Origin of the sequence: Bradyrhizobium sp. SZCCT0231, from assembly GCF_018130245.1 — a bacterium.
Taxonomy (GTDB): domain Bacteria; phylum Pseudomonadota; class Alphaproteobacteria; order Rhizobiales; family Xanthobacteraceae; genus Bradyrhizobium; species Bradyrhizobium japonicum_F.
The window spans coordinates 92,197-115,217 of sequence record NZ_JAFCKP010000010.1 but is presented as its reverse complement, the minus strand read 5'-3'; the positions used below and the strand labels follow the sequence as shown (position 1 = coordinate 115,217).

General features: G+C 60.5%; 21 protein-coding genes and 1 pseudogene. 3 read left to right on the top strand and 19 right to left on the bottom strand.

Annotated elements, in window-relative coordinates; genetic code table 11:
• Positions 1 to 113 precede the first annotated feature (113 nt).
• Complete coding sequence (locus JQ566_RS22480) at positions 114 to 359, bottom strand: hypothetical protein (RefSeq protein WP_212375620.1); 246 nt, start codon at positions 357 to 359, stop codon at positions 114 to 116.
• A 695-nt stretch (positions 360 to 1,054) separates the two neighbouring features.
• On the opposite strand from JQ566_RS22480, the gene JQ566_RS22475 reads away from it, so the two are divergent.
• On the top strand, positions 1,055 to 1,270 hold the full coding sequence (locus tag JQ566_RS22475) for a hypothetical protein (RefSeq protein ID WP_212375618.1): 216 nt from the start codon (positions 1,055 to 1,057) through the stop codon (positions 1,268 to 1,270).
• Positions 1,271 to 2,099: 829 nt separating this feature from the next.
• Here the strand turns inward: JQ566_RS22475 and JQ566_RS34655 are convergent.
• The 3 genes from JQ566_RS34655 to JQ566_RS22460 all read right to left on the bottom strand — a co-directional run bounded on the left by JQ566_RS34655 (position 2,100) and on the right by JQ566_RS22460 (position 6,023).
• On the bottom strand, positions 2,100 to 2,462 hold the full coding sequence (locus tag JQ566_RS34655) for a PAS domain-containing protein (RefSeq protein ID WP_249139728.1): 363 nt from the start codon (positions 2,460 to 2,462) through the stop codon (positions 2,100 to 2,102).
• Between the two features lie 117 nt (positions 2,463 to 2,579).
• Positions 2,580 to 4,730 carry a glycosyltransferase gene (locus JQ566_RS22465; RefSeq protein ID WP_212375617.1) on the bottom strand — a complete coding sequence of 717 codons (2,151 nt, stop codon included), beginning with the start codon at positions 4,728 to 4,730 and terminating at the stop codon, positions 2,580 to 2,582.
• Between the two features lie 12 nt (positions 4,731 to 4,742).
• Complete coding sequence (locus JQ566_RS22460) at positions 4,743 to 6,023, bottom strand: HlyD family secretion protein (RefSeq protein ID WP_349643351.1); 1,281 nt, start codon at positions 6,021 to 6,023, stop codon at positions 4,743 to 4,745.
• A gap of 549 nt (positions 6,024 to 6,572) precedes the next feature.
• Here JQ566_RS22460 and JQ566_RS22455 point away from each other — a divergent pair.
• Complete coding sequence (locus JQ566_RS22455) at positions 6,573 to 7,319, top strand: hypothetical protein (protein WP_212375615.1); 747 nt, start codon at positions 6,573 to 6,575, stop codon at positions 7,317 to 7,319.
• Between the two features lie 99 nt (positions 7,320 to 7,418).
• On the opposite strand, the gene JQ566_RS22450 is transcribed toward JQ566_RS22455, so the two are convergent.
• The 15 genes from JQ566_RS22450 to JQ566_RS22380 all read right to left on the bottom strand — a co-directional run bounded on the left by JQ566_RS22450 (position 7,419) and on the right by JQ566_RS22380 (position 21,945).
• The gene (locus JQ566_RS22450) at positions 7,419 to 7,868 is read right to left on the bottom strand and encodes a tetratricopeptide repeat protein (protein WP_349643350.1); all 450 of its coding nucleotides are present in this window, start codon (positions 7,866 to 7,868) and stop codon (positions 7,419 to 7,421) included.
• A 170-nt stretch (positions 7,869 to 8,038) separates the two neighbouring features.
• Positions 8,039 to 8,431, bottom strand: a complete 393-nt coding sequence (locus tag JQ566_RS22445; protein WP_434057835.1) for a hypothetical protein — start codon at positions 8,429 to 8,431, stop codon at positions 8,039 to 8,041.
• 20 nt (positions 8,432 to 8,451) lie between these two features.
• The gene (locus JQ566_RS22440; protein WP_212375609.1) at positions 8,452 to 10,110 is read right to left on the bottom strand and encodes a type II and III secretion system protein family protein; all 1,659 of its coding nucleotides are present in this window, start codon (positions 10,108 to 10,110) and stop codon (positions 8,452 to 8,454) included.
• Between the two features lie 576 nt (positions 10,111 to 10,686).
• Positions 10,687 to 11,106, bottom strand: coding sequence for a TadE/TadG family type IV pilus assembly protein (locus JQ566_RS22435; protein WP_249139727.1), 420 nt, complete (start codon positions 11,104 to 11,106; stop codon positions 10,687 to 10,689).
• Positions 11,106 to 12,479, bottom strand: a complete 1,374-nt coding sequence (locus JQ566_RS22430; RefSeq protein ID WP_212375605.1) for a pilus assembly protein TadG-related protein — start codon at positions 12,477 to 12,479, stop codon at positions 11,106 to 11,108. Before JQ566_RS22430 ends, JQ566_RS22435 begins: the two co-directional genes overlap by 1 nt.
• Before the next feature lie 8 nt (positions 12,480 to 12,487).
• On the bottom strand, positions 12,488 to 13,006 hold the full coding sequence (locus tag JQ566_RS22425; protein WP_249139726.1) for a hypothetical protein: 519 nt from the start codon (positions 13,004 to 13,006) through the stop codon (positions 12,488 to 12,490).
• 6 nt (positions 13,007 to 13,012) lie between these two features.
• The gene (locus JQ566_RS22420) at positions 13,013 to 13,660 is read right to left on the bottom strand and encodes a methyltransferase family protein (protein ID WP_212375596.1); all 648 of its coding nucleotides are present in this window, start codon (positions 13,658 to 13,660) and stop codon (positions 13,013 to 13,015) included.
• Between the two features lie 2 nt (positions 13,661 to 13,662).
• The gene (locus JQ566_RS22415) at positions 13,663 to 14,571 is read right to left on the bottom strand and encodes a type II secretion system F family protein (protein ID WP_212375594.1); all 909 of its coding nucleotides are present in this window, start codon (positions 14,569 to 14,571) and stop codon (positions 13,663 to 13,665) included.
• Positions 14,568 to 15,500 carry a type II secretion system F family protein gene (locus tag JQ566_RS22410; RefSeq protein WP_212375592.1) on the bottom strand — a complete coding sequence of 311 codons (933 nt, stop codon included), beginning with the start codon at positions 15,498 to 15,500 and terminating at the stop codon, positions 14,568 to 14,570. Before JQ566_RS22410 ends, JQ566_RS22415 begins: the two co-directional genes overlap by 4 nt.
• The gene (locus JQ566_RS22405; RefSeq protein WP_212375590.1) at positions 15,497 to 16,879 is read right to left on the bottom strand and encodes a TadA family conjugal transfer-associated ATPase; all 1,383 of its coding nucleotides are present in this window, start codon (positions 16,877 to 16,879) and stop codon (positions 15,497 to 15,499) included. Before JQ566_RS22405 ends, JQ566_RS22410 begins: the two co-directional genes overlap by 4 nt.
• Positions 16,876 to 18,078 carry a CpaE/TadZ family protein gene (locus JQ566_RS22400; RefSeq protein WP_212375588.1) on the bottom strand — a complete coding sequence of 401 codons (1,203 nt, stop codon included), beginning with the start codon at positions 18,076 to 18,078 and terminating at the stop codon, positions 16,876 to 16,878. The genes JQ566_RS22405 and JQ566_RS22400 overlap by 4 nt, the downstream gene beginning before the upstream one ends.
• The gene (cpaB, locus tag JQ566_RS22395) at positions 18,078 to 19,046 is read right to left on the bottom strand and encodes a Flp pilus assembly protein CpaB (protein ID WP_212375586.1); all 969 of its coding nucleotides are present in this window, start codon (positions 19,044 to 19,046) and stop codon (positions 18,078 to 18,080) included. Before cpaB ends, JQ566_RS22400 begins: the two co-directional genes overlap by 1 nt.
• 1 nt (position 19,047) lies before the next feature.
• Positions 19,048 to 19,554, bottom strand: a complete 507-nt coding sequence (locus tag JQ566_RS22390) for an A24 family peptidase (RefSeq protein WP_212375584.1) — start codon at positions 19,552 to 19,554, stop codon at positions 19,048 to 19,050.
• Positions 19,555 to 19,652: 98 nt separating this feature from the next.
• Entirely contained in the window at positions 19,653 to 19,862 is a 210-nt protein-coding gene (locus tag JQ566_RS22385) for a hypothetical protein (RefSeq protein ID WP_212375582.1), read from the bottom strand.
• Positions 19,863 to 20,718: 856 nt separating this feature from the next.
• Entirely contained in the window at positions 20,719 to 21,945 is a 1,227-nt protein-coding gene (locus tag JQ566_RS22380; protein ID WP_212375580.1) for an aminotransferase class III-fold pyridoxal phosphate-dependent enzyme, read from the bottom strand.
• A gap of 276 nt (positions 21,946 to 22,221) precedes the next feature.
• Between JQ566_RS22380 and JQ566_RS22375 the strand changes: the two are divergent.
• Positions 22,222 to 22,926 (top strand): annotated as a pseudogene (locus JQ566_RS22375) (GntR family transcriptional regulator); the annotation flags it as partial.
• Positions 22,927 to 23,021: the final 95 nt, after the last annotated feature.

Genomic DNA, 23,021 nt, shown 5'->3' with positions numbered 1-23,021 from the left:
GGACGGCCGCCGCCAGCAACATTCAATCTAGCCCAGCCCGCGGCGTTGCGATTCCCGTTCAGCCGAACACAGGCCACCCGGTCGGGGTCCTTTCGAAATGACAATCCGGCCGGTCATGCCGCGAGCTGACCGTCCTTGCCCCCTTCCTGCGGAGAAATATTCAACACCTGCTCTCCAAGAAGGCTCGCTCTCATGATCAACCGATGAGCATCCAATAGGTACCGATAAGCTTCGCGATCGGCACTCCGTTCTCTCAGGATGCGCTCCTTCTCGCCAATGCTTACCAATTCCGCGCGCATCTGGGCCAACTGCAGTGTCTCGGAGGTGAAGTTGTACTTGCTATGAATTAATTCCCACATCGTCTCCTCCAGCCGAAGAAACCCGGACGAGTTTAGCTTACGTGATTGGCAGCAATTAACAACGAGATTTACATATTTAGCTTATTATCAAAATTTGTTTCACATTTGAACCTCGCGCGACCATTCAATACCACGGAAAAACCGAAGCACGCGCCGAGCCGGCGTCGAGAACGAGGCTGCTTAAGCCTACGAGGAAGGACTGATATTTTTCGGCAATGCATCGCGCCGCGCAAAAAAATAAATCGGCCGAGAGTCGCAAATCAGACCGACAAGGCAAATTTTAGTTTGCACATTAAATGTAAACAGAGAATAGTTGACGAACTGCACCGAGGGGAGTGACACCAGTGATCCGGTTGGCTGATCTGTCCGTCGAGAGGGAAATAATGGTTTCGTTGCAGGGGGCACATTCCGCACGAAGTCGCATGGATTTCGACACGACAATTGTTAGGGGCCTCCCAGAAGCTTTCGGTTGAGGTCGGACATCATTCAGCGTTGCCGCGCGAAAGCCGGCAGTATCCCAAGAATCCGCCAAGCAGGAATCCGGTCGGTTGGAGAAGCGTCGTCACGAGCAAGCTGCCCTTTGCTCGAACAACGACCCCAGGTGCGATGCCCCCCAAGTCACCCGCACCGACGAGAGCGCGCTCCAGCCGACCGGCCCTTTTCACTCGACAAATACATGTTTCAGGGAGGCTCGTATGGGCATGATCATGGTCAAGTGTCCGCAAACCGGTCGCGCGATTCCTACCGGCATCAAATCCGATCGTGAGACTTTCCTGCGGAGCATCGTGTTCTTCGGCAATACTCGTTGTCCGATCTGTCAGGCCAATCACAACTGGTTCGCCCGCGAGGCCTGGGTCGAAGAGCCAATCGTCCGGACGGCGGAGGCCCTTCGTGCGGCTCCCTCGTGCTGATGCAAATGACGAGTCCCCCTTCAGAGAGTGCGCCCAAATTTCCCGTTTTCCGGTTCACGCATCTTGTTGCAACGCATCGGAATAATGCTCGAAAATATTTCCGCGTATCGTCGTAAACCGAACGGACGGCCCGGGGAGCCTTCGCCTAGACGTTATTGGGACGTCATCACAAATTCGGGCTTCCCGTCACGGATTCGGCAAGGGCCGTTGGGGGTGTTGTAGTGAGTAGTGGGGTTTGCAGCCTGGCTGTTCTGCGTCACACGGCGATCGAGCTCGTTAGCCTGCTCGCCCAATTGCAGCGGCTCCGAGAGAAAGTTCGAAGGGCGGAAGTACGGCGCTCGGGAGAAAGACGGCGATCGGCGTCGGCATCGCGCGCGCGAAGGCCCCGAACAAAGCGGTATCGCATGCGGGTGTAGCCAGTCTGCCATTCAGGTCTGCCGGGCGTCTGGCGTGCTCGGTCAGGACCCCGGCGATCGAGCGAAGACACGCGTCGCCGGCCTGATGCCCGTACGAAGCTCTTGAAATGATCGACGTCGATCAGCAACAGCGATAAAGGCGCTCCGTCGCGCCTGGTCCGATCCCATTCCGCCGCCAGCCGAAGTGCCTGCGATTTGCCAGTGCCGTCAGGGCCATCCGAAATCGCGAGAGCCGACAGCTTATCCTCCAGATCCTTATGCTCGGTCATGCCGCGCGAGATCGCTACCAAGCCGTCGATGTCTCAACTCTGCGAATTCCTGGTGACGCGCAGCGCAGTTTCGATCCAGACCTCACTTTTTTTCGCGAGGACGGCTGCGATAGGCAATTCTCGCCTCTTCGGCTTCGCCGTTCATCAGCGCCGAGATCGTTTGCTCGACCGTGCCAGGTCCGCGGGATTGATCCCGGCGAGAATTGACGTGTTCACCAACGCGTTCGGAGCCCAGCCGAGAACCCGAGCGCTGGATGGCGACGCATACAGGATCTGTCTATCGATCGCGATGCGCATCACCATATCGCCCGACTGCTCTGCGAGGAGGCGAAAATCCGCCTCCTTCGCGACCAGGGCTGCGGCGATCTTCTGCCGCTGGTGTCGCCTGTCGCGAAGACCACTCCCGCCAACCGCTGACTGCGACAATCGCAACGCAGGCGACTGCCACAACAGGGATGCCCAGAACGTCAGATGCCCTTGGCGAAAATCGCTGCGGTGATCGGACAAGAGATGTTCCCTCAAGCCTGAAACCCGAAGACGACTCGGGCTATCACGGGCTCGCCCATTGTCGTTTGAAGTTTGTGGCAGAACGTGGAAGGCGGCGCATCGCATCGCCGCCGACGGCTAAGGCCGGGTTCTGGTAAAACTTGTCGGATGCAGGCTTCGAGCCCCGGCGAGATGTGCCAGATCGGCGATCCGCCGTTGAGGCCGGATGACCAGGCTCTCGGCCGGTAGACGCTCAGCCGGTGAAGGTGCTGCGGGCTTGGCGCCACTTGTCTCAATTTGAGGCAGCGGCGCGGCCATTGACCAGATGCTCTTGAGCATCGTCCTGTTCACCGACCACGCGATAGCGCAGTTTTCCCGCAGGCGGGCGACGGTGAAGAGCTTGCGGATCAACAGGTCTCGTTCAAGCGACTGCGGCAATTTGAACTGCATCCCGACGAACTGACCTCTTTGTTGCACGACCATCGCGTCGATCCAGCCCACCTGCATGATGTGTACGCGAAGCGGCTCTCCACTGCGAGGACAGTCGATGCCGGGGTCGAGCAGGACGCCCGCGCCGGAAAGGGAGATGTTGCTCATGCGCCCGGAAAGCAGCTCACCGGCCTCACCATGGATCAAGACCGATTCGTCGACATCGAAGCGCTCCTCTGAACGTCTCATCCGCGCCTGCAGCGAGGTCATGCAGACGAAGAAGAGCACGACGATGTTCACCACCGACCAGAAGGCGACCATCGGTAAAGCGGCGGGATGATCGATGACCCGCCACTCCGGGATGGTGTTCAGAACGAGACCGACAACCGTTAGCGCCATCAGGGCTGCAGACGGCCAGAATATCTCCGCGGCATAGGTTGCGCGCCGCGCGGCGGCTCCCTTGGGCGTCACCCTGAAGGCATGTCCCTTCGGCTTGACGAGAGTCCCGAGCACCGTCGGCAGAATCTTGAAGCTCTGGATGGTCGCCGACACCTGAGCAGCGAGTGGAAAATGCGCGTGTGGCGCGAACCAGGAGATACCGCCGTTGAGCGCCACGATCGCGGGGAACAGGTAGTAGAAGACCGATTCTGGGGTGACGTCGACGACAGGCGCGAGGCCGGTCCACATGAACACGATTGGAACCAGCACGACCATGAGCGCCCGCAAGCCCAATGAGAGCCAATGCGTCGGAAAGAAGAGGAGCCGATGCATCACGCTCAGTCCGGGGCCGAGCGGGCCGGCGGCGAGATACAGGGTCTGGATCGCGCCACGCGCCCAGCGTTGCCGTTGCACGAAGAAGGCGCCAAGGCTTTCCGGCGCCAATCCGATTGCCAGCGGTTCGCAGAGATAACGGGTGACGTATCCCTTGCGCAGCAGGACGAGCGTCAGCAGGATGTCTTCCGTAATGGACTGGGTCGGCAAGGAATCGCCTATCGCGCGGAGTGCTGCACGACGTGTGACGGAGTTGGATCCACAACAAAAGGCACCATCCCAACCGTCGCGCGCGGGCATGATGGAATCGAAGAAGAACCGTTGTTCGTCCGGCAGTCCTCGGTGCAGGCCGAGATTCGCCTGCATCGGGTCCTCATTGTAGAAGGCGTGCGGGATCTGAACGATTCCGATCTTTGGATCAGCGAAGAAGCCCATCGTGCGCATCAGGAAATTGCGCTGCGGCACGAAGTCCGCATCGAAGATCGCGAAGAACTCGCCATGCGTCATCGTCAGCGCATGGTTGATATTGCCTGCTTTCGCGTTCAAATTGTCGGAACGGGTGAGATAGCCCGCCCCCTTGTGTTCGCAGAGCTCCTTGAGCCAGGGCCTGCGTCCATCATCCAGGACCCAGACCTGGAAATTCGGATAGTCCAGGCATAGTGCCCCCGTGATCGTCTTTTCCAGCACCTCGAACGACTCGTCATAGGTTGGAATGAAGACGTCGACCGAGGGCAGCTCATGATCCGGCAGGCCGCGAAGCCGACGTTCGTGCTGATCTGCCTCGCTGCGGCGATCGGTCCTGCGAAGGAAGGTCAGATAGAGAATGAACTGATCCGTGAAGGTCAGGAGCTCAACGAAGAGACAGAACCAGATCCAGCCGACCTGATACCAGGTCCCGCTTGCCGGCAGCACCGTGGTGAAGACACGCCATTCCAGATAGCGGGCAACGACAAGCCAAACCACGATGAAAATCGCGACACGCGCCCAAAGGCGCGCGACTGCAAAGGTCGGCGCCAACAGGTACATCGCTGCAAAGACGCCCAGCATCGGCGCGAACAGCTGAGAGAGGGACAGAGTCACGACCTGCACGGAATTTCTCGCTCACAGGGATGACTGGTCGAGGTCCAGCCGAGCCGTCAGCCATTTCAGTTTCGAGCGGACCAATCGAAGCAGGCCGTCGGCGCTGCGCTCGAAGCGCACTTCGGCTAACCGTCCGATATCGCAGGAGCCGTTGTGGTCGGCCATCGTCTCGTTGGGCGGCAACGAGATCTCGACAGTGATATTGCCCGGATCAGGCCGCGGCACCCGAGCCGCGAGCAGTCGATCATCGGCATACGCCGCCGAGCCGCGAACTTGCCGGATCTGGCCGGTCTTCCACTCCCGACTGCCGATCAGGCGGACAGTCGCCGCATCTCCGGGCTTGATCTTCTCGAAATCGCGCTCGGGCAGTTCAACAACGATGAACCGGCGTTCGCAATCTGCAAAATCAAAGACCGATTGCCCTTCCGTGACCATCGAGCCCGGGCTGGCCGCGACCGACCAGACCACATGGGCCGCAGGCAACGATAGATCGTAGTGATCAAGGCGATCGAGTCGAGCGCGCTCCTCGGCGATCTCCGCAGTCAGCTGTGCGGAACGTGAGCTGTTCTGCAACAGGTCCGTCTCGAGCTCCTGGCGACGGAGAACAAGCCGCTCGCGCTGCTGCTGAGAATAGGGCACATCATTGGCATCGCCACGAAGATAGATGCCCTTCTCGGCCGCCGCCAACTCGGTCTTGAAGCGCTGCAGGCGCTCATCGGCCATCTGGCACCGCGTTGCGGTTGCCTCCTGAGACGCCTGGGCTTCGGCAGAACGGATCTGTGAACTGATGCCGAGCTTGACGAGCCTCTCCATCCGGCCGGCGACGTCGTTCCGCTGCCGCGCCTCGGCGAGACAGCCGCCTCTTTCAGCCTCCGTTTCTCCGATCTCGTGGCGCAGGCGTGCCATCGCCCCCAAACGATAGTCCTCGCTGCGCTCGCGGAGCTTGCCATCGAGTTCGGCGATTTCCTCGAGTTGACGACGTGCGAGCTCTGCGCGTTTGGTGGATACGGCAAGCTGCTGATCGAGGTCCATGAGGTGCCGGCGATCCGGCGAGCGCGCCTCGACCAGCGAAACGACCCGGGTGCGCCGGAAATATTCGCCTTTGCGTGGAAGGTCAGGCGCGAGCTGACCCGCGATCGGCGCAGTCACTCGCATCAGCTCGGCGTTGACAAAGGCGGAGGGCGCGATTCTGTAGGTCACATACGGCAACAGGGCCCATCCGCTCAGAGCGATGATGCCGAGCGCCAGGGATCGTCGGACGATTCGGCTACGAATGAAGCGTTCGACATGCAAGCGGACCACGACGGGATCTCCACTGGGCTTTGGTCGCTGCACCTGCCTCAGCGAAGGTGGGCCACCGCCGCGGCCCGCCCAGCGTTGTCATGAAGTCTGCGTGTGAGGCACTGGGCAATCCGGCAGCATTGCTGCTGGCCGAAATCGGGTTCGTCGCGATCGCAGACTCCTCTTCGCAACCAAGAGAAGTTTATCTGGGTTTCACCACACCAGGTCGATTTGTGCAAAACCGGGAGACTACGGCCCGAACAGGAATCAAGATGTCAACTTTTGCCGGCTTGAAGCCGGCGCATCGTTGGCGGCGACCTCCTCCGCCTGGACGCGCGAAGCTGTCTCCTCTAATCGGTCGTGACTGGTCATCGCCCCGGCTTCCTGGAATCGGAGAGGATCATAGTGCCATTTCGCGTGACGGCGGCACGCACGAGATCCCAAGCCCATGTGAGGGGAGCCGCTTGACTTGGGCTGCGGGCTAGCCGCTAATCGCCGGTCTCGAGGCTAGTTCGTTTTCGGCAGCATGGAGATTCGACGCAGCTGCCGCCAGGGACCCGCGATAGCTCAGTGAAGTCCAATTTTTCAATTCTTGCTCTGCTCGCCATGCGCCCGCGAGGACGTGCGAGCTTAGAGGAAATAGAGCAGCTCGGATCTGCTGCTGAAGTTCGGCCGGAGATCCGCTCAGGGAAAGGCAACGTATTTCCGGACATCGCGGCCGCCTTCCGGCGTCTCGGTACATTGTGGCGCAAGCACCTGGAACACGAGCTTCCGGACAGGAAGATGCAGCATCGAAGCCGAAATGCGATCGGCGCCGTCATCGCGCTCCTGAGCCTCATGCTGCTTGCCATCTGCGCCGGAGCCGCTGCCGTCGTGATGCAGTTCAAGTCCATGACATCGGAGATCGCTTACCTGCAACGTGAGGTGCTATCGCTGAAGGAACGGTTGACGCGCATCGATCAGGCCGAGAGGGCCAGGCAGCTCGAGAAAGCGAGCACCGAGCGGGCCAAATCCGGAGACACCAAGTCCGGAGACACCAAGTCCGGTGACAATCTGGCGCAAGAAGCTGCGCTAAATCTCTCGGCCGACGAGATTCGGCTCATACGAGACTACATCAAGCCAGCTCAGTCCGCGGGTCCGGCAGTTGCGCCCACGAACGTGGGTGATCCCATCGTTGGCCCAACCATCCCCCTTCCTTCTCCTCTCACAGAGAAGGTGCCCAGATTGATCGGGGCCAGATTTGCAATCCGCAACGGTGCGATCATCATCGTCAAGCGGGACAGCCGTCGGGCGGACGCTGTGCTGGGACCGAACTAGGCTCAACTGCTGGCGCGGTGCAGGCCCTCGATGCCCTAAACTGTCGGCTACGGCGCTCCGATCTCGAACGGCCTTCGACCGATCCGTGGTCGGTTCTTCTTACGGCTGATTGTTTGGCGGCCTTTCAATGAAGCGCCGGCTGCCGTTGAGAAGTTCAAGGTTATTGGCGATAACCGGGTTGCCTGGATCGAGCGAATAGGCCTTCTCAAACTTTCGCCGCGCCGCATTCAGATTGCCGCGCAGCATGTACGAATATCCCTGGTCATTCAGGACCTGCACGGTTTCGCCGCCCAGCCGGATCGCCTGGGCATAGGCTTGATCGGCGAGATCAAAGCGACGTATCCGATCATAGCTCGCCGCGAGTCCAATCCAGGCCGTCACGTCCTTCGGCGATTTCTCGACAGCATCCCTGAAATAGCGATTAGCGATTCCGTAACTGCCGCGGTTGAAATGCTCCAGCCCCAAGCGCACAGGCTCGTCAGAGGGGTAATATTTGACGTCGGTCGGTTCCTGTACGGGGTCTCCGCCCGGCGGATCCACGGGGGCCACGATTGCGGCCTCCCTCACCGTGTAGTCGCACGCCGCAAGGCCAGTCCCCAACCAGCAACAGGTCAGCATTAGAATGAGACGCCGCATGAACCCTAGTCCCCCGCGCGGCCCAGCAGACTCACTGCACCGTTCGTAAAAACATCACCGCTAACTTTACTTACCAAAACCAGTTACCTATTCGCCGCGCCACCAACCGGCACTGATACTCCAGCAGTCGATCCCGCCCCCAATCCTTCTATGTTGACGTTCTGGGTTGGGGCAGTCCGCACGCCCATTTGTTTCGTCGCATCGCCAATGTCGGGAAGCTGATCCACCGGCTGTTTCGTGTTGCCATAGCGTGTCACGGCGGCGCCCACGCGCCGGGCGTCGTACGCGATCCTGCGATCACCGACGTTTCGCGGCCATGGATGGATTGTATGGGTGACGGCATTGACCTCCTTGGCATTGCCGGCACTCATCGTGATGGTGTCGGAACGCTGGAAGTACCGGTCCACCTCGTCATGACCGGCGACCCCGTAACATCCCCCGAGCAGAAGCGGTGCGAACAGAGCCAGATACCTCATGGTCATCTCCCGCTTCCTTCTCAGTTGAGCGTTTTCACGGCCGGCTGGTTCGCAGCGGCCGGTGCCGGAATGGTCGCAGTGACCTCGGGAGCGATGATGTGACCATAGGGTCCTTTAACGTCGCCTCCGGAGTTGACGTAGTCATTGTAACGCTTGCGGACTTCCATCTGGCCATTGAGGAAGAAATCGACGTCGTTGGCTGGAAGGCGGGAATCGAGCGGAGACGCCAGTTGCTGACCGGGCGCGGCCGGCGCAACCAGGCGCGGCGTCACGATGATGACGAGATCGGTTTCCTCCTGCTGGTACGACTTGCTGCTGAACAAGGCTCCCAGCACGGGCACCGAGCCGATCCAGGGCAATTGCGAAACGTCCTGACGGTTGCGGGTTTGCAGCAGGCCGGCGATTGCAAAGCTTTGGCCGTCGCGCAGCTCGACCGTCGTGCGCGCGTCGCGGCGGGTCAATGCTGGAACCGTCGTCCCCTGAATCGTCACCGCATTGGCGAAATCAAGCTCGCTGACCGATGGCTCCACCCGAAGGTTGATCACGCCCCGCGAGAGGACGGTGGGGACAAAGGCCAGTTCGACACCGAACTTCTTGTAGTCGATCGTAACGGTGGGAAATCCGTTCGTCGTCGTGTTTGGTATCGGCACCGGAAATTCACCGCCGGCCAGGAAGCGAGCCGCATCGCCGGAAAGCGTGGTCAAGTTCGGCTCCGCTAATCTGCGGGCCAATCCTTTGGTTTCCAGCGCCGAGATCAATAAGTCGACCGAGCCCCCATTGCTCGTTCGGATGATGCTGGTCAACAAGCTCCCGAACGGAGCCGGAGCTATGCCGCCCGCGGTCCCCAAGAGCGTCCCCGCCGTTCCGAGTATCGGAAGACTGCCGGTAGGCGAAGCACCAACAGGCGTGCCGCCGGTATTACCAACGGGGTTTTGGACCGTATTAATACCGCCGATCGGACGTCGGCCCGTTGCGGCAGTTGCACCACCACGCCCCGTGTTCCCGACATTGGTTCCATTGGCGTTCGCCGCGTACAGGTTCACGCCGAGGTCGCGGCCGGCGTCCCGGGTGACCTCGAGAAACCGCACCTCCAGCATCACCTGCTGCGGCGCAGCGACACTCATCGCGTTGACGACGACTCCGCCTTTCGCGACCGTGCTGGTGGCGATCGCCATGGCGCGCTCGGCAGTCACCGCGTCGGCCGCAGTTCCGCTAAGCACCACCTGGCCCTCGGAAGCCGACACGCGGATACCGTGCCCGCCGGTGCTGGACCGGATGTTCTGCTGCAAATTGCCCGTATCGATCACGACCTCGACGTCGAGGATCCCGATCTGCTTCATCGACGAGTCAAACAGGATGACGTTGGTGGTGCCGGTCTGCTTGCCCTGGACGTAGATCAGGTGATCGCTGAGCGACTTCACGTCCACAATGTCAGGCGAGCCGGCCACGATAGTCGCGAAAGCCGTATCGACCTTGAAGGTGCGTGACTTGTTGACGACCACCTTGACCCGCTGGACGTCGCTCATTTCGCTGACGAAGACGCCGCCGGAGGAACCCCGCCGGTCTGCAGCCGTCGCGCGGTCAGCAGACGCAAAGGAGGCGAGCGCCGCGCCCAGACCCATCACGCTGAAGGCGAGAAGCCGCCCTGCCTTCTTGCCCGAAATGCGACCGCCACCCATTCGAGTTCCCCCGCTGCGATCTGCGGCACCCCCGCAAATCTACGTGCTCGATATCCCCAACAGTTCCCTCTGCGCACCACGTCGCAGAGCTTACAAGTTGTCCCACTACAATTCCGTTACTTTGCGTTTCCAAGATCATCGTCCTTGATGCTGCCTCCTTGCAAGACGAGACGCCTACCGCCCTGCCGCAAACAGCAAAGAAAACTTTCCAATGTTGCGGGCGAGCATCATTTCTCTCTGCAACTCTGTTCAGAACTATGCTGCAGCACAACCGCTCACGATCGAACGGCGTCGGCTTGCAGTCTTCAAAAGGAACTTGGCCAGGCGCAGCTTGCTCTGGCGCAGTTCGATTCCCAAGCGTCTGTCCAGTTCGACACGCGCCAACCCAAGGCGATGTCGACCAAGATGCGTAAGGTATATTGCCATATTTTTGACCTGCGCCGATGATGCCCGCACGGTGGAACTTGGCGTGTGGAACTTGGCGTGATGGCATGTCTTGGCTTCGCATCCACCATCATCGTGATCGCCATCGTCAGGGGCCGGTCGGGTGTTCATCGGCTGATGCTCGGGAGTGCGCTAGAAGGGAATTTGCGTTGACGCGCTCGGCGCATTGAGGGTCGTACCCCATATCGGCATCAGCATGGTGAAGCCTGCTTGAGAAGCGGTCACGGTCAAATTGCTGCCGCTGGATGCCACGCTCAGCGTCGGCGTCAGACCGCCGAAATACAGGAACGGCGCCGCGTTCTGCTTTGCGGTTGTGGACATGGGATCGCCCGTGCAGCTTGACGGCGATGCGTTGGGTACGAGACCCGTTACGGCGGGTGTGTAGCAGTTGATCATGGCCGCCCGGGCGCCGGCGCTCGCGAGCGTCCGCAAGGACTGCATGGTGATCGCATAGCGTCCGAGATCGAAGATGGCGAAAATCAACATGAAGAGGGACACGAAGACGAGGATGAACTCGAACGATGCGATGCCCCGCTGATCGAGCTTTCTCATCACTGCACCAAGCGGACAACTTGGGTGTAAGGGACGGCGGCCGGATTACATCCATCCGTGCTCAGGAAGCCGCCACCGCCCATGGTGAGTGTTTTGGCGATCACTTGTGAACAGGTCGTATTGGTATTTTGTGTCGCTCCGTTCCACGTAACGTCGACGTGCGGGAAATACATCGCACCGCCCAGCTTTACCGTACCGCCGGTGATGTTGACTTGATTACTGCTCCTGCTCGGTGCCTGATCATCAATCAGGACGCCGTTCAGATCGGAAGAGAAGGAGTTGGTGTACGGAGCGGACAGCTCAACGCTGGCGCCGCCAGAGATGGAAATGCTCGAATCTCCGAGTAATACGAGGGTGACGCCTAGACCTGTGCCAGTAGGCGGCCAGGGTGTGCAGGCACTGCAGGTGATGGTTCCGCCATTGAACTTTATTGTCCCATTGTAGAAGAAGTACGTGCCCGGACTAAAATCTACCACGTCCCCGGTCGTGCACGTTAGGTTGCGGTACAGGTTAGTGCTGCTCGGCGGGGTATTGGGCGCCAGCGTACCAGTGCATGCCAAATCGTTTGGCCTCCCGCTCGAGGTCAAGCTGTTGAACGATTGGCTGTCCAATTTGCTAAGCGGATTGTTGGCGTACGGCATGAAGTAGTTGTGCGTAACGCCCGGATTGGTGCAGGTGCTCGTTGGACTACAGCCGGTTACACCAAGGACGGCCCATCCCGATCCGGTGAAAGAGGCAGTGCTGGCAAACTGAACACTGGCATCCGACATTATCGGGCAACCCGTGCCGTTGTTGCTGACGTTACCGGCAATTTTAAGCGCCCCTCCGCCGCCGTTCGGATCAGGTCCAAGCGCCAAGGCGCACACCTTGCTCGGCAGTTCGACCAGAGCGATGGCTTGGGCGGGGATGTTGACGGTCGTCAAACCCAGCACTGCTGCCAAGTAGGCCGGCTGTTGCTGACTGACGAGGGCGCGAACGGCGTTACCGCCGCCTCCTGCGGGCGGCGTTGTGAATGAACCCGCACTGTAGCTGCCGATATCGATCTGCACGGCCCGCGAGATTCCCGTTGGAAGGCTGGTCGCACAGTTGGTGCCCGGATAGGCCGTGTCGCCGGAGTTGCAGAACCCGTTCTGTGCCGCGAATTGCTTGGCGCGATAATCCACTGATGTATCGCAGAGCACACCAGCATTCGCGCATGCAAGTCGCAAGGCGCCCGAGTAGGCCGCTGCATCGGCGGCATTCTGCGCGTGCTGCCTGGTGACGTACCACGATCCGGCCTCGGCCCCGAGTGCGACCACGCCGATGAGCGGCACCAGCGCGATGACTGTTGCGAATGCGGCCGAGCCTCGTTTGGAACGGAGCAGACTATGCATGAAAACACCTACTGGAAGCGTTCTGAGTAAGCCAGTGTGTATGTGCAACTGTTGGGACACAGCACCGACGTCAACACAATCGGGGCCAAGGTGACAGTTGTCGAAAATGTAAAGTACTTGGGAGTCGAACCAAGGTTGCCGGAGTTGCAAGCAGTGCTTCCGCACATGACCTGGATATTACCGATGCTATGCCCGGCGACCGTTGTCTGTAGCGCTGACGCCCAGGTCCCCGGGTTCGCCGGGTCGGGCGGATTATTGTATTGAATGTATTGCCCGAAAGACCGCAAGGCCGTCCACGCGGAGATGAACCGGAAGCCCGCGGCGGCGACGTCGGCGAGCGGCATCAGCAGGCTCGCCACCAGGAAGATGTAGACGATGACCGTCTCGAACGCGACGGCGCCGCGCTGGTCGGCGATGAAGGACCCTCTACGATACTCGCGCCTGCCTCGACCGGGGCAAACCGCGTGCGATCGCGGCGCCCGGGCCGCAGCGATTTGAACCATGTCCACCACAATCCGGCCACGCATAGCCGCTCACCAAACGTAAGGAATCACTCGCCAACGGGATGCTTCGTAACTCGAATACTCAGGGCAATTGCGCCGAAGCAGGTCTTCTTCGTAAAGGATTCGGCAGACCTGAATGCCCATATGCAGGACCAGTACGATCACCGTAACCGGTGTCAGGTATTGCAGCACGACGCCCAGCACCACGATCTCTTCTGCGACATAGAGCGGGTGCTTGATCCATCGATACGGACCGGTCTGGACCACCGAGCGCGCCTGCGGCACCAGGCTGAACGACCGACCCAGATGTCGGATGGTGACGAGCATCATGATCGTGCCGACCAGCACGCAGGCCGTCGATGCCAGGTTCGGCAGCGTGTCGTCGGTCTTGCCGAGGAAGCTGATCGTCCATGGCAGATAGCTGCCGACGAAGGCAGTTATTCTTGGAAGCAGGCCGTCTGCATGCGCCTTTGCCGGCGAGCGCGTCATGATCAACAGCGCCAGGAGCATGTAGAAGATGCCGAGGCAAAAACCCGACAAGAGCGAGGGCCATGGATCGGTCAGCGACGCCCCAATTCTGACGGCGACGCAAAGTGCCAGCAACAAGAACCACATGCTGCCGAGCAGCCGCATGATCCGGTCGTAAGATCCGCTCTTCGAGAGGGCAATTGTGCTCATGGCTACTTTCCGAAGCTGGCGAACGAACGCACGAGGTGCAGAATTGGACTCCCCCCCATGATGACGAACATGGCTGGAAGCAGGAACAGCACCATCGGGATGGTCAGCTTGGCACCCAACTTGTGCGCTCTTTCTTCCAGCTTGGTAATACGCTCCCGCCGCAGGTCGAGCGCGATACTGCGTAGCGCCTGGCCCAACGGCGTTCCGTATTGCAGGCTCTGGCTGATCATCGTGCCGAACCGGCGAAGACCATCCGAAGTGGACGCCAAATTCTCGAACGCTTCGACGCGGCTTGGCAGTATCCGGAGATCGTCAAGAAGACGGTGCAGCACCCAGGCCATGGCAGGATTGGTCGACTTCATTTCTTCGGCGACACGCCCCAGCCCGCTTTCCAGGCCCATTCCCGCCTCGCTGCATACGATCAGCAGATCGATCATATCCGGCGTGCCTAGCCGGATGGCAGCATCGAAGCGCCGCTTCATCACCGACAGAGCCAATCGCGGACCCAAGATTCCGATCACCACACCCATCAGCGTGAAGACCAGCACGTCGGCAGGTCCCCTTCCCGAAAGTTGCGCCAGAAGCAGCGCAATGACCGGCAGCGCGAACATGCTGACGACCTTGATGCCGATCCAGATCGGCAAGGTCCTATGATGATTGAAACCGGATGAGTGGAGGATCGTTCGCAGCTCCTCCAGATTCTCCTCGGCGTAGAAGCGCCGATACCGCATGCCCAGCCATGAAAACCAACCGGTCAGGTCTTTGAAGGGGGCCGACCGGTAAGGGATACCCATCACGGCGTTCGACACCCGCGTGTCCAATGCACGGACGTGCAGTTCGCGGATGATCAACATGAAGGCCGCAGTCCCAGCTGCGACTGCGAGGGCCATCAGACCGAGACCGAAAGTCATAGTTCCGTTTCCCGTCTGACCATCCAACTTATCACCAGATGCCCGATGAGCACCGAGACTATCGCGTAAGCCAGAAGCTTGTTTCCAGTCGGATCAGTGAACAACAGATCGACATTCTGCGGATTGGCCGCGTATAGCAACGCACCGGCAATCAGGGGCGAGATCGTGAGTGCTCGCGAGGAAAAGATCACTTCTCCCGCCAGCGCCTTGGCGCGAGCAGCGAGCGCGACACGCTGGCTCACTGTGTCGCCCAGCGTCTGCAAGGTCTCGGCCAAGCTGCCGCCGGACTTCAACTGGACTGCAAGTGTCACCGCAAACATCGCATACTCTGCCACTTGCGATCGCCGATAGACGGCTTCGACGGCTTCCTCCGGAGGCCTTCCCAGGTTCACTTCGCTGCAGACGATTGCAAACTGCCCAGACGTTGGTTGCGGCATCTCGCGCGCGATGGTGCGAAATGCCTCGTGCACAGGCAGACCCGATCGAACCGTACTCGTCACCAGCTGAATGGCGTCAGGCAGTTGTCGGAAGAGTTGACTGGCGAAGCGACGTTGCTGCCATCCAAACAGACCTCGCACGACCACGATGGCGGCAATTACCGCCGCGGCAGACACGTAGAAAATGGAAAATCCCAGCAGGTGATTGGCATAAAAGATCGCTGCCACCGTGACGGCGGCCGCGAGCAGCACATACGCCGGATGCCAGGTGTGAACCATCTCGGGCCTGTAATTGGCCAAACGGTGGAGAAGCAGATACCGGGATCCGGTCTCCGCCCGGCGAATGGATGGCAGGCTGGCCGGATGGGACGCCGGTAGAGCCACCGCAAGCCGGCGGTGCATGCGTCGCTCCCGGCCGTCGAGCCACAGGGAGCCGACGGCTGCGCACATCGCAAGCACCAGAACAGCGACGATCACGGACTCAGGTATCATATTTGCCTCATGGCCTCGGCCCAGGCGCGATCGAGCCCGAAATAGACGAGACGGCTCTTGAATTTCGGGACTGCCAAGGTGGTCCGGTAGGTGCCCGAGATCCGCCCATGCTCGTCCTCCTCCTGGTATTCGAAGGTTGCGATGTCATTGGTGGTGATCACATCCGATTCCAGCCCCATGACCTCGCTGATCTGGACAATGCGACGTTGCCCATCGCGCATGCGTTCGACTTGCACGATGAGATCCAGCGCAGCGACGATCTGAGCTCGAATGGCTCGCGACGGCAGATTCACCTGCCCCATCTGAACCATGTTCTCGATGCGGGTCAGGGCATCGCGGGCACTATTGGCATGGACCGTGGAGATCGAACCATCATGGCCGGTGTTCATCGCCTGCAGCATGTCAAACGCTTCGGCGCCGCGCACCTCGCCCACGACGATCCGGTCAGGACGCATGCGCAGCGCATTCCACAAGAGATCGCGCTGCGTCACCTGCCCCGTGCCTTCAAGGCTGGGAGGCCGGGTCTCCAGGCTGATCACGTGCGGCTGCTGAAGCTGCAACTCTGCCGCATCCTCGATGGTGACGACGCGTTCGCTGTGATCGATGAACTGGCTCATGGCGTTGAGCAGCGTCGTCTTGCCGGACCCGGTGCCGCCGGAGACCAGAACATTGAGCCGACACCGGGCGGCGATCTCCAGCAATTGTCCGACGGCTGCGGTCATTGAGCCGTTTTCGACCATTGCGGCGATATCCAAACGGCGGCTCGGGAATTTTCGAATCGAGATGCAGGGGCTATGGATCGCCAGCGGCGGGAAGATGATGTTGACGCGGCTGCCATCGGGCAAGCGGCAATCCACCATCGGACTGGATTCATCGATGCGCCGCCCGACTTGCGCGGCAATTTTCTGGGCCACCGATGCGATGTGATCATTGTCGCGGAAGCGCACCGCGATCCGCTCCAGCTTGCCGGCTCGTTCGACGTAAACGCTGCTCGGCCCGTTGATCATGATATCGTTGATCGATTGATCGAGCAGAAGCGGACGCAGCGGCCCGTAGCCGGTCATGTCGTCGGCAATCTCATCCGCCAGTTGAAACTGCTCGCGACCCGACAGCTCGAGCCGCTCCTCATTGGCGATTCCATGGATGATTTCCTCGATCTGCCGCCGAAGGACGTCACGCGAAACAGTTGCGGCCACCGATGGCTCAATCTGCTCGATGACGCGTTCGCGCAGTGAGGCTGGCATCACTGGCCGGTCAATCGAAGGTTCGTCGCGCCTTGACGTTGATGCAGGCACGCTTGGCGTCGATGCAGCCAAGCCTGGCGTCAACGCAGGCAAGCGAACCGACGTTTCCTCGTCGCGCCTACCAAACTTTCTCATAGCCCGAGCAGCCTCCTCAGCCGTCCCTTCCGCTCGACGCCGAGCCCCGTGATCTCCCGTACGATCGGCGCGAGATGGCGTCGCAGTCCTGATACGTGCTTCAGCGCGGGAATTCCGAGATTGACCGCCTGGGTCATGCCCTTCCCAAGATCGGGTACAACCATGTCTGGCTCTGTCCCCAGCGCCTTGACCACCGCGGCCCTGGGAAGGCCGCCGGGGCGATTGGCACGGTTTAGCAAGGTGAAGACCCGATCCCTGCCGGCAATGTTGGTGACGGCGGTCCGCAGTGCATGAGCATTGCGAAGTCCGGTCACCTCGGCCTCCAGCAGCACCACCACGTGCCGAGAAAGAGAGATCACCGGATGGATGGATGACGGAAACGGGACCGGGACATCGACAATGATGTAGTTGAATCGTTGGCGGAGCAGACCAAGGACGTGCCGCACGCCCGCCTCGGTGATGTCGAGCTGAGCATCCAGATCCTCATCGGCGGAAATCAGGCTAACTCGCTCGTTGACCGCAATTGCGGCGCGCTCGAGGAACAACGTGTCCGCCCGCATCGGGTTCTCCAGGGCGATGCGCAGGCCTGGTCCGGGCTGAACACCCAGCATCACGGCTGTTTCGCCGCCTTGAAGATGAAGGTCGAGCAGCGCGACCTTGGCCTTGGTGGTCTCGGCCAGTTGCAGCGCGAGATTGATGGCGATGCTCGTTGCGCCGGCACCGCCCTGCGCGCCACAGATCGAGATCACATGCCCGCCTCGGTCGGTCGGCCCCGGCGCACGATCGCCAAGCAGCTTTGGGCGCAGCTGGTCCAGCACCATGTCCCGCGTGATCGGCCGCGGCAGGTACTCGGTCAAGCCGAGCTCCATAAGCGCGCGGTAGAAGGTGATCTCCCTGCTTTCACCGATCAGAGCCACCCGGACATCGGGCGGGCAGACGCCGGCCAGCCGCTCCAGTTCGGCAAACGGATCATCGATTCCGCTGATGTCCGTCACCAGCGCGAATAGTTCGGTGTCCGTTTCGAGCATCCGTATGGCATTGCGGATCGTGCCACGCTTGATCGAAATGTTGCTGCCTTCGAGGCCCTTGCGCAGAGCCGCAGCACTCAGCTCGTCATTGACGAAGCAGACGATTCGATTGCGCGCGACGACAGACGTCGCTTCTTCAGGCGAACTGACGGCCGCTATGTTGACACTCATCAACGTTTCTCCAGCAACTTGCCTGCCTGAACCACCATCGTCGCCCCGCGGCGGGACACTTCCGACCCGTCGCAATTGATCAGAACGTCGCCGTCGGCGGAATCCTGTCTCCTGACCGAGTACTGCTTTATCTGACCGCCGGAATGAACGACGACCGCTGCAGTCCGGCCGGCAATCGCATTCTGGCGGGCGATTTCCGGCGACACGTCGCAGCTGGACATGGCGCCAGTGTCCGCCGTATCCCACTGCTCGACTGCGGCCCGTACCGCCAGGGAAAGCGTTCCGAGCTGCCTTGCGACCGTGATCTTCTTGACCTGGTCCGGGGCAAGCTCCAACGACACAGTCTGCGCTTGCTTGCCGGCCACCGAGCCGGCCACCGAGTTTACGGTTCGGCCGCCCTGCATGATTTCCTGGTCAATCGCGATGACTCGAACGTTGGCTAGAACGGTCTCGCTCAGGGCCCGGCGCGCGGGATCTGCCTTCTCGAACACCTGGGTCAACAAGACATCAACGTGATCACCCGGCCTGATCAGCCCCGACACGCCAGACTCCTCGTCCACCTTGATGCTGATTGCACGGCTATCCGGTGCCAGGACGCTGGCCAGGAAACCCCGATCTCGAGGTCGCAATACGTCCTGCAAGGTGATCGGACTGCCAGCGTCGACGAACTTGCGAACCAGTGAGCCGGGAAGTCCGGCCTTCGAGTCGGGTGTTTCCAGGATCGCCCCGGCAGGGAGGCGTTCAGGCGACACCGAGCGCACCGTGAAATCTTCCTCGCGGGCCAATGTACCTTTCGCCAGCGGACGTGCCGCGACGAAATACCTGACAGTCGAAGGAGGTGCCGGTCCTTGCTCCGTAACCGTTACCGGAACCTGTTTCGGCAGGTTCATGTTGTAGGCGATCAGCCCGAATGCGGTGGTTGCGAGCAAGAGCACCAGGATGATTGAGAGGCGCAACGCGGATGACATGTCAAAATCCTCTGCTCAAGATGGTCCAGATGCCACCGCACGCTATGGCCACGCCGTAAGGGAGGGGCGCGTGTCGCATGTGGCGCCAACGCTCGATCGCGTAGACGCGGCGTGCGAGCGACGATCCGACTGGCGCCAATCTCGGATGTGGCAGGACGCGCATCACCAGATGCACCAGGGCAAGAACGCCCCCCGCCAGCGAGGTCACCGCCAACAACTGGATCAAGCCCGTCGGCGGCAGACCAATGGCCAAGGCTACCAGCAACTTGACGTCACCCCCGCCAATCCCACCACGCTGGTAAAGCGCGAACAACAGCAAGAACAGGATCGTCGCGGCGATGAGGGATTCGGCAAGCTGCATCGGGCTGGCAAGCTGACCGGCGATCCCGAGCAGCGCCAGCAAGAGACAGACGTCATTTCGGATCATGCGGGTCGCGACGTCGAGCGTTGCGACATACAGCAGCAACGGGATTTCCAGTATCGAGGCGATGTAAGAAAGCCAGCTCATGCATGCCTCGAGGAGGTGGAAGGCACACCAAAAATGGAGAGAGAAGGTTCGAGAGGGGGACACATTCCGATGCCCCCCTCTGGCGTCGAACGGCCGTATCAAACCGCCGCAGTAAAAGCGGTGGTGATCGCGGTGACCCCGCCTGTCAGCGCCGTTCCGATCGCACCGCCAGCTCCAATGCCGAACACGGCCGACACTGCGCCGATGATGCAAACCGCGACGATGATGTACTCGAACGACACCACGCCATCCTGGTCGGCACGCAGGCGCTTCAAGGCGTCGGTGGTCTTGATGTAATATTGCAACATAGGGGAAAACCTTTCTTTCGAGACGAAGCTTCAGACACCCTTGGCGGCTGCGGACGATAACCGCCCGCCACCTCATAAACTCTTTATTAAATATTATCCCTAGTCAATATTTAATATGTGGCCGATTTTAAATTGCCGGCCCACGGAGATTTAAATTTGATGGAAAATCGATAAAATCCGTAGCATTACAACAGCCTACCTGCATTAACCATAAATCGATCGAGATTTACCGTGATAATACGGATATTCAAATTGCGCAGCAGGCCGCGCGATTTCTCCGCTCCAGCCTCCATTAATGCTGCGCCTTTATTTAATTCACATGCACGCCAGCTTGCCGACCGCAAACGAGCGGGGCCCGGTCTCGGCGGCGCGGTGCGCGATCTGAGCGAAGTGCGGTCCAGCGCCACGCAGCTTGTCCGCCGGTGCGGTCAAGGCGGCCGAGTTCTTCACGAACGCCTTAGAGCGAGCTATCGGAGATCACTTGCCCGGCGCGCTCAGAAGAAAGCATCCGGAGATCTTCTCGAGGTTCTCGCCAGCACGGGACGGGGGCCCCCGCTACTCGCCACACATCGACGAATGGCACGAGTGGCCGTGCTGCTCCGACCATGAGGAACGTCGCACGAGACCAATTGTGGTTCTCGGCGCTCCTCCGCGAAAGGTCCTGGAAGATAAGAGCAAGGTCTTGGAAAATAAGAACTTTCCAATGGTGGGCGCACCAGGGCTCGAACCTGGGACCCGCCGATCAAGAGATAGCGACGGGTAAAGAGCAATCAATCACTTACTGGTCGCACCACTGGGCTTATCCGACCGAACATGGGCATTCGTCGCACCATCATGGTCTTTGCACCGCGTGACATCAAAGTGCCGCCACTGTTGCAAAGCCGTGCTCCGCTGCCTCGAGAGCCACGGCGATGTCGGCCTCGGTATGGGCGGCGCAGAGGAACATGTTGTGCTTGGGATGGAAGTAGACGCCCCTTGCAAGCATCGCGCGGCAGAACGCCGAACCTTTCCGATAGTCGGGGTCCCCCTCGAACAAAAGGGTCGGCATTTGCACAGGTCCCGATTGACGGATTGAAAGACCGAACTGACGGGAACGCGTCTCCAGGCCATCACGCAGCGTTTGGCCGAGCTGCGCAAGGCGGGCCGGAATATCGTCCCTGCGCACGATCTTCAACGTCGCGACGGCAGCAGCCATGGCGACGGCGCCGGCCCAGAATGACCCCGTGACAAAGACCTGAGACGCAGCACGGCGCAGCCAATCGGCTCCGGTCACAGCCGCCAGGGCATGACCATTGGCGATCGCCTTGCTCCAGGCCGACAAGTCGGGCCGAACACCAAGCCCTTCCCAGCTACCCGCGACATTGAGGCGGAAGCCGGCGCGAACTTCGTCGATGAGCAGTGCAGCCCCCTTGCTGTCACAGATGCGACGCGCCGCACGGGCGAACTCTACGGTTGGAAGTTCCTGGTCGAACCCGAGATCGTGGCGGAATGCCGAAATCAGAATCCCGGCAAGATCATCGCCCGCCGCCTTTGCCGCCGCCTCAAGGCTCTCGACATCATTGAACGTGAAATATCCGAGATGAGCGCGATCCTCCGCGGTCACACCGAGAAGCGACGGTGAGCACCACGGCACGGCACCATGATAGGCGCCCTTGGCGACGAGGATCTTGCGTCGACCCGTTGCAGCCCTTGCGATCGTGACGCACGTCGTCGTCGCATCGGTGCCGTTCTTCTGAAACTGCGTCCAATCGGCATGTCCCACCATATCAACGACAAGCTCGGCCAACTCGACCATGACTTCGGCCGGACCATTGAGGCAGTCGCCGTCGCGCCGCTGACGCTCGGCGGCTTCCTCCACCTCGGGATGGTGATGGCCGAGCAGGTTGGGACCCCAGCTGCACATGAAGTCCACGTAGCGGTGACCATCAGCGTCCCAGAGCACGCCGCCCTCGCCGCGGCTGAAGAACTGCGGATACGTCTCCGGCAACTTGGCCGCGTGGAGATGTCCCCACATCCCGCCTGGCACGACCTTCTCGGCCCGCGCCCGCAGGGCAGCATCCCTTGTCCTGATCAATTCCGGCATACCCTCTCTTCTCCTCTAATTTTGATATATCATATATTCTACTCTCGGTTACAAGGGAATTGTTGCTGCCCCGGGCCGTAGACCTCGTGAGGCCGCGGTCCGATTCTGAGCTGACGAATTTGGGCTTTCGGGAGGCGGCGAACCTTGAAGGTTCTGTCGCAGAGGAAGCGCAGACGGTCAGTGCGCAGCAACGACATCCTATATTATATATGAAATGGATTCGAACCCGTATCGGCGCGGATGGCCGAAACAGCCCAGACCTTTCGGGGACCGAGAATGGTTGACGTTGAACAGAGACATGGCGACGGCGGCGTAGGCCCGGTCGCGCGCGACAGCCTGACAAGCCTGGTCTACAACAATCTGCGCCAGGCGCTGATGGAAGGCCGGTTCTGGCCGGGCCATCGCTTCAAGATTCGCGACCTTGCCGCGACCATGAACGTGTCGGAGACGCCGATTCGCGAAGCCCTGATGCAGCTCGTGCGCGGCCGCGCGCTTGAGATGCAGGCGGGACGCTCGATCATGGTCGCCCACATGACGGCGAAGCAGTATATCGAGCTGAGGACTGTCAGGTTGTTTCTCGAAGGACTTGCCGCCGAGCACGCAACCACGCGCATCTCCGAAGCCGATATCGACAGGATGGAGGCCACTCACCGCGAACTGATCAGCGCGGAGAAGGAGCACAGATGGTCCGACGCGGTTCGCGCCAACTGGCAATTCCACCGCGGTCTCTATGATGGATCGGGTCTTCCCGAAGTGCTCGCCATCCTCGACGATATCTGGATGCGCAACGGACCCTTGTTGAATTTCCATTACCCGCACGCCCCCCCGACCTATCCAAACGAACACCAGCACCTGTCCGTTCTCAAGAATCTGCGGCAGCGCCGGCCGGACAAGGTTCGCGAGTCGATCCAGGCGGACATGATGGAGGGCGGCCAGAATCTCGTCCGGTTGCTGGAAAAGCATGGCGGTACGCGCTTCATGACTCCCGAGACGGCCATCGACGAAGACGTCGAGATTGAAGCGACGCAGACGCGCGCTGCACCACCTGCCAAGGCAGCACGCGCGAAATCCAGGCG

What these genes read in the sequence shown, in the direction of transcription:
- JQ566_RS22480 (WP_212375620.1), bottom strand. Translation starts at nt 359, where the DNA reads ATGTGGGAATTAATTCATAGCAAGTACAACTTCACCTCCGAGACACTG.
- JQ566_RS22475 (WP_212375618.1), top strand. Translation starts at nt 1,055, where the DNA reads ATGGGCATGATCATGGTCAAGTGTCCGCAAACCGGTCGCGCGATTCCT.
- JQ566_RS22445 (WP_434057835.1), bottom strand. Translation starts at nt 8,431, where the DNA reads ATGAGGTATCTGGCTCTGTTCGCACCGCTTCTGCTCGGGGGATGTTAC.
- JQ566_RS22440 (WP_212375609.1), bottom strand. Translation starts at nt 10,110, where the DNA reads ATGGGTGGCGGTCGCATTTCGGGCAAGAAGGCAGGGCGGCTTCTCGCC.
- JQ566_RS22435 (WP_249139727.1), bottom strand. Translation starts at nt 11,106, where the DNA reads ATGAGAAAGCTCGATCAGCGGGGCATCGCATCGTTCGAGTTCATCCTC.
- JQ566_RS22430 (WP_212375605.1), bottom strand. Translation starts at nt 12,479, where the DNA reads ATGCATAGTCTGCTCCGTTCCAAACGAGGCTCGGCCGCATTCGCAACA.
- JQ566_RS22425 (WP_249139726.1), bottom strand. Translation starts at nt 13,006, where the DNA reads ATGCGTGGCCGGATTGTGGTGGACATGGTTCAAATCGCTGCGGCCCGG.
- JQ566_RS22420 (WP_212375596.1), bottom strand. Translation starts at nt 13,660, where the DNA reads ATGAGCACAATTGCCCTCTCGAAGAGCGGATCTTACGACCGGATCATG.
- JQ566_RS22415 (WP_212375594.1), bottom strand. Translation starts at nt 14,571, where the DNA reads ATGACTTTCGGTCTCGGTCTGATGGCCCTCGCAGTCGCAGCTGGGACT.
- JQ566_RS22410 (WP_212375592.1), bottom strand. Translation starts at nt 15,500, where the DNA reads ATGATACCTGAGTCCGTGATCGTCGCTGTTCTGGTGCTTGCGATGTGC.
- JQ566_RS22405 (WP_212375590.1), bottom strand. Translation starts at nt 16,879, where the DNA reads ATGAGAAAGTTTGGTAGGCGCGACGAGGAAACGTCGGTTCGCTTGCCT.
- JQ566_RS22400 (WP_212375588.1), bottom strand. Translation starts at nt 18,078, where the DNA reads ATGAGTGTCAACATAGCGGCCGTCAGTTCGCCTGAAGAAGCGACGTCT.
- cpaB (WP_212375586.1), bottom strand. Translation starts at nt 19,046, where the DNA reads ATGTCATCCGCGTTGCGCCTCTCAATCATCCTGGTGCTCTTGCTCGCA.
- JQ566_RS22390 (WP_212375584.1), bottom strand. Translation starts at nt 19,554, where the DNA reads ATGAGCTGGCTTTCTTACATCGCCTCGATACTGGAAATCCCGTTGCTG.
- JQ566_RS22385 (WP_212375582.1), bottom strand. Translation starts at nt 19,862, where the DNA reads ATGTTGCAATATTACATCAAGACCACCGACGCCTTGAAGCGCCTGCGT.
- JQ566_RS22380 (WP_212375580.1), bottom strand. Translation starts at nt 21,945, where the DNA reads ATGCCGGAATTGATCAGGACAAGGGATGCTGCCCTGCGGGCGCGGGCC.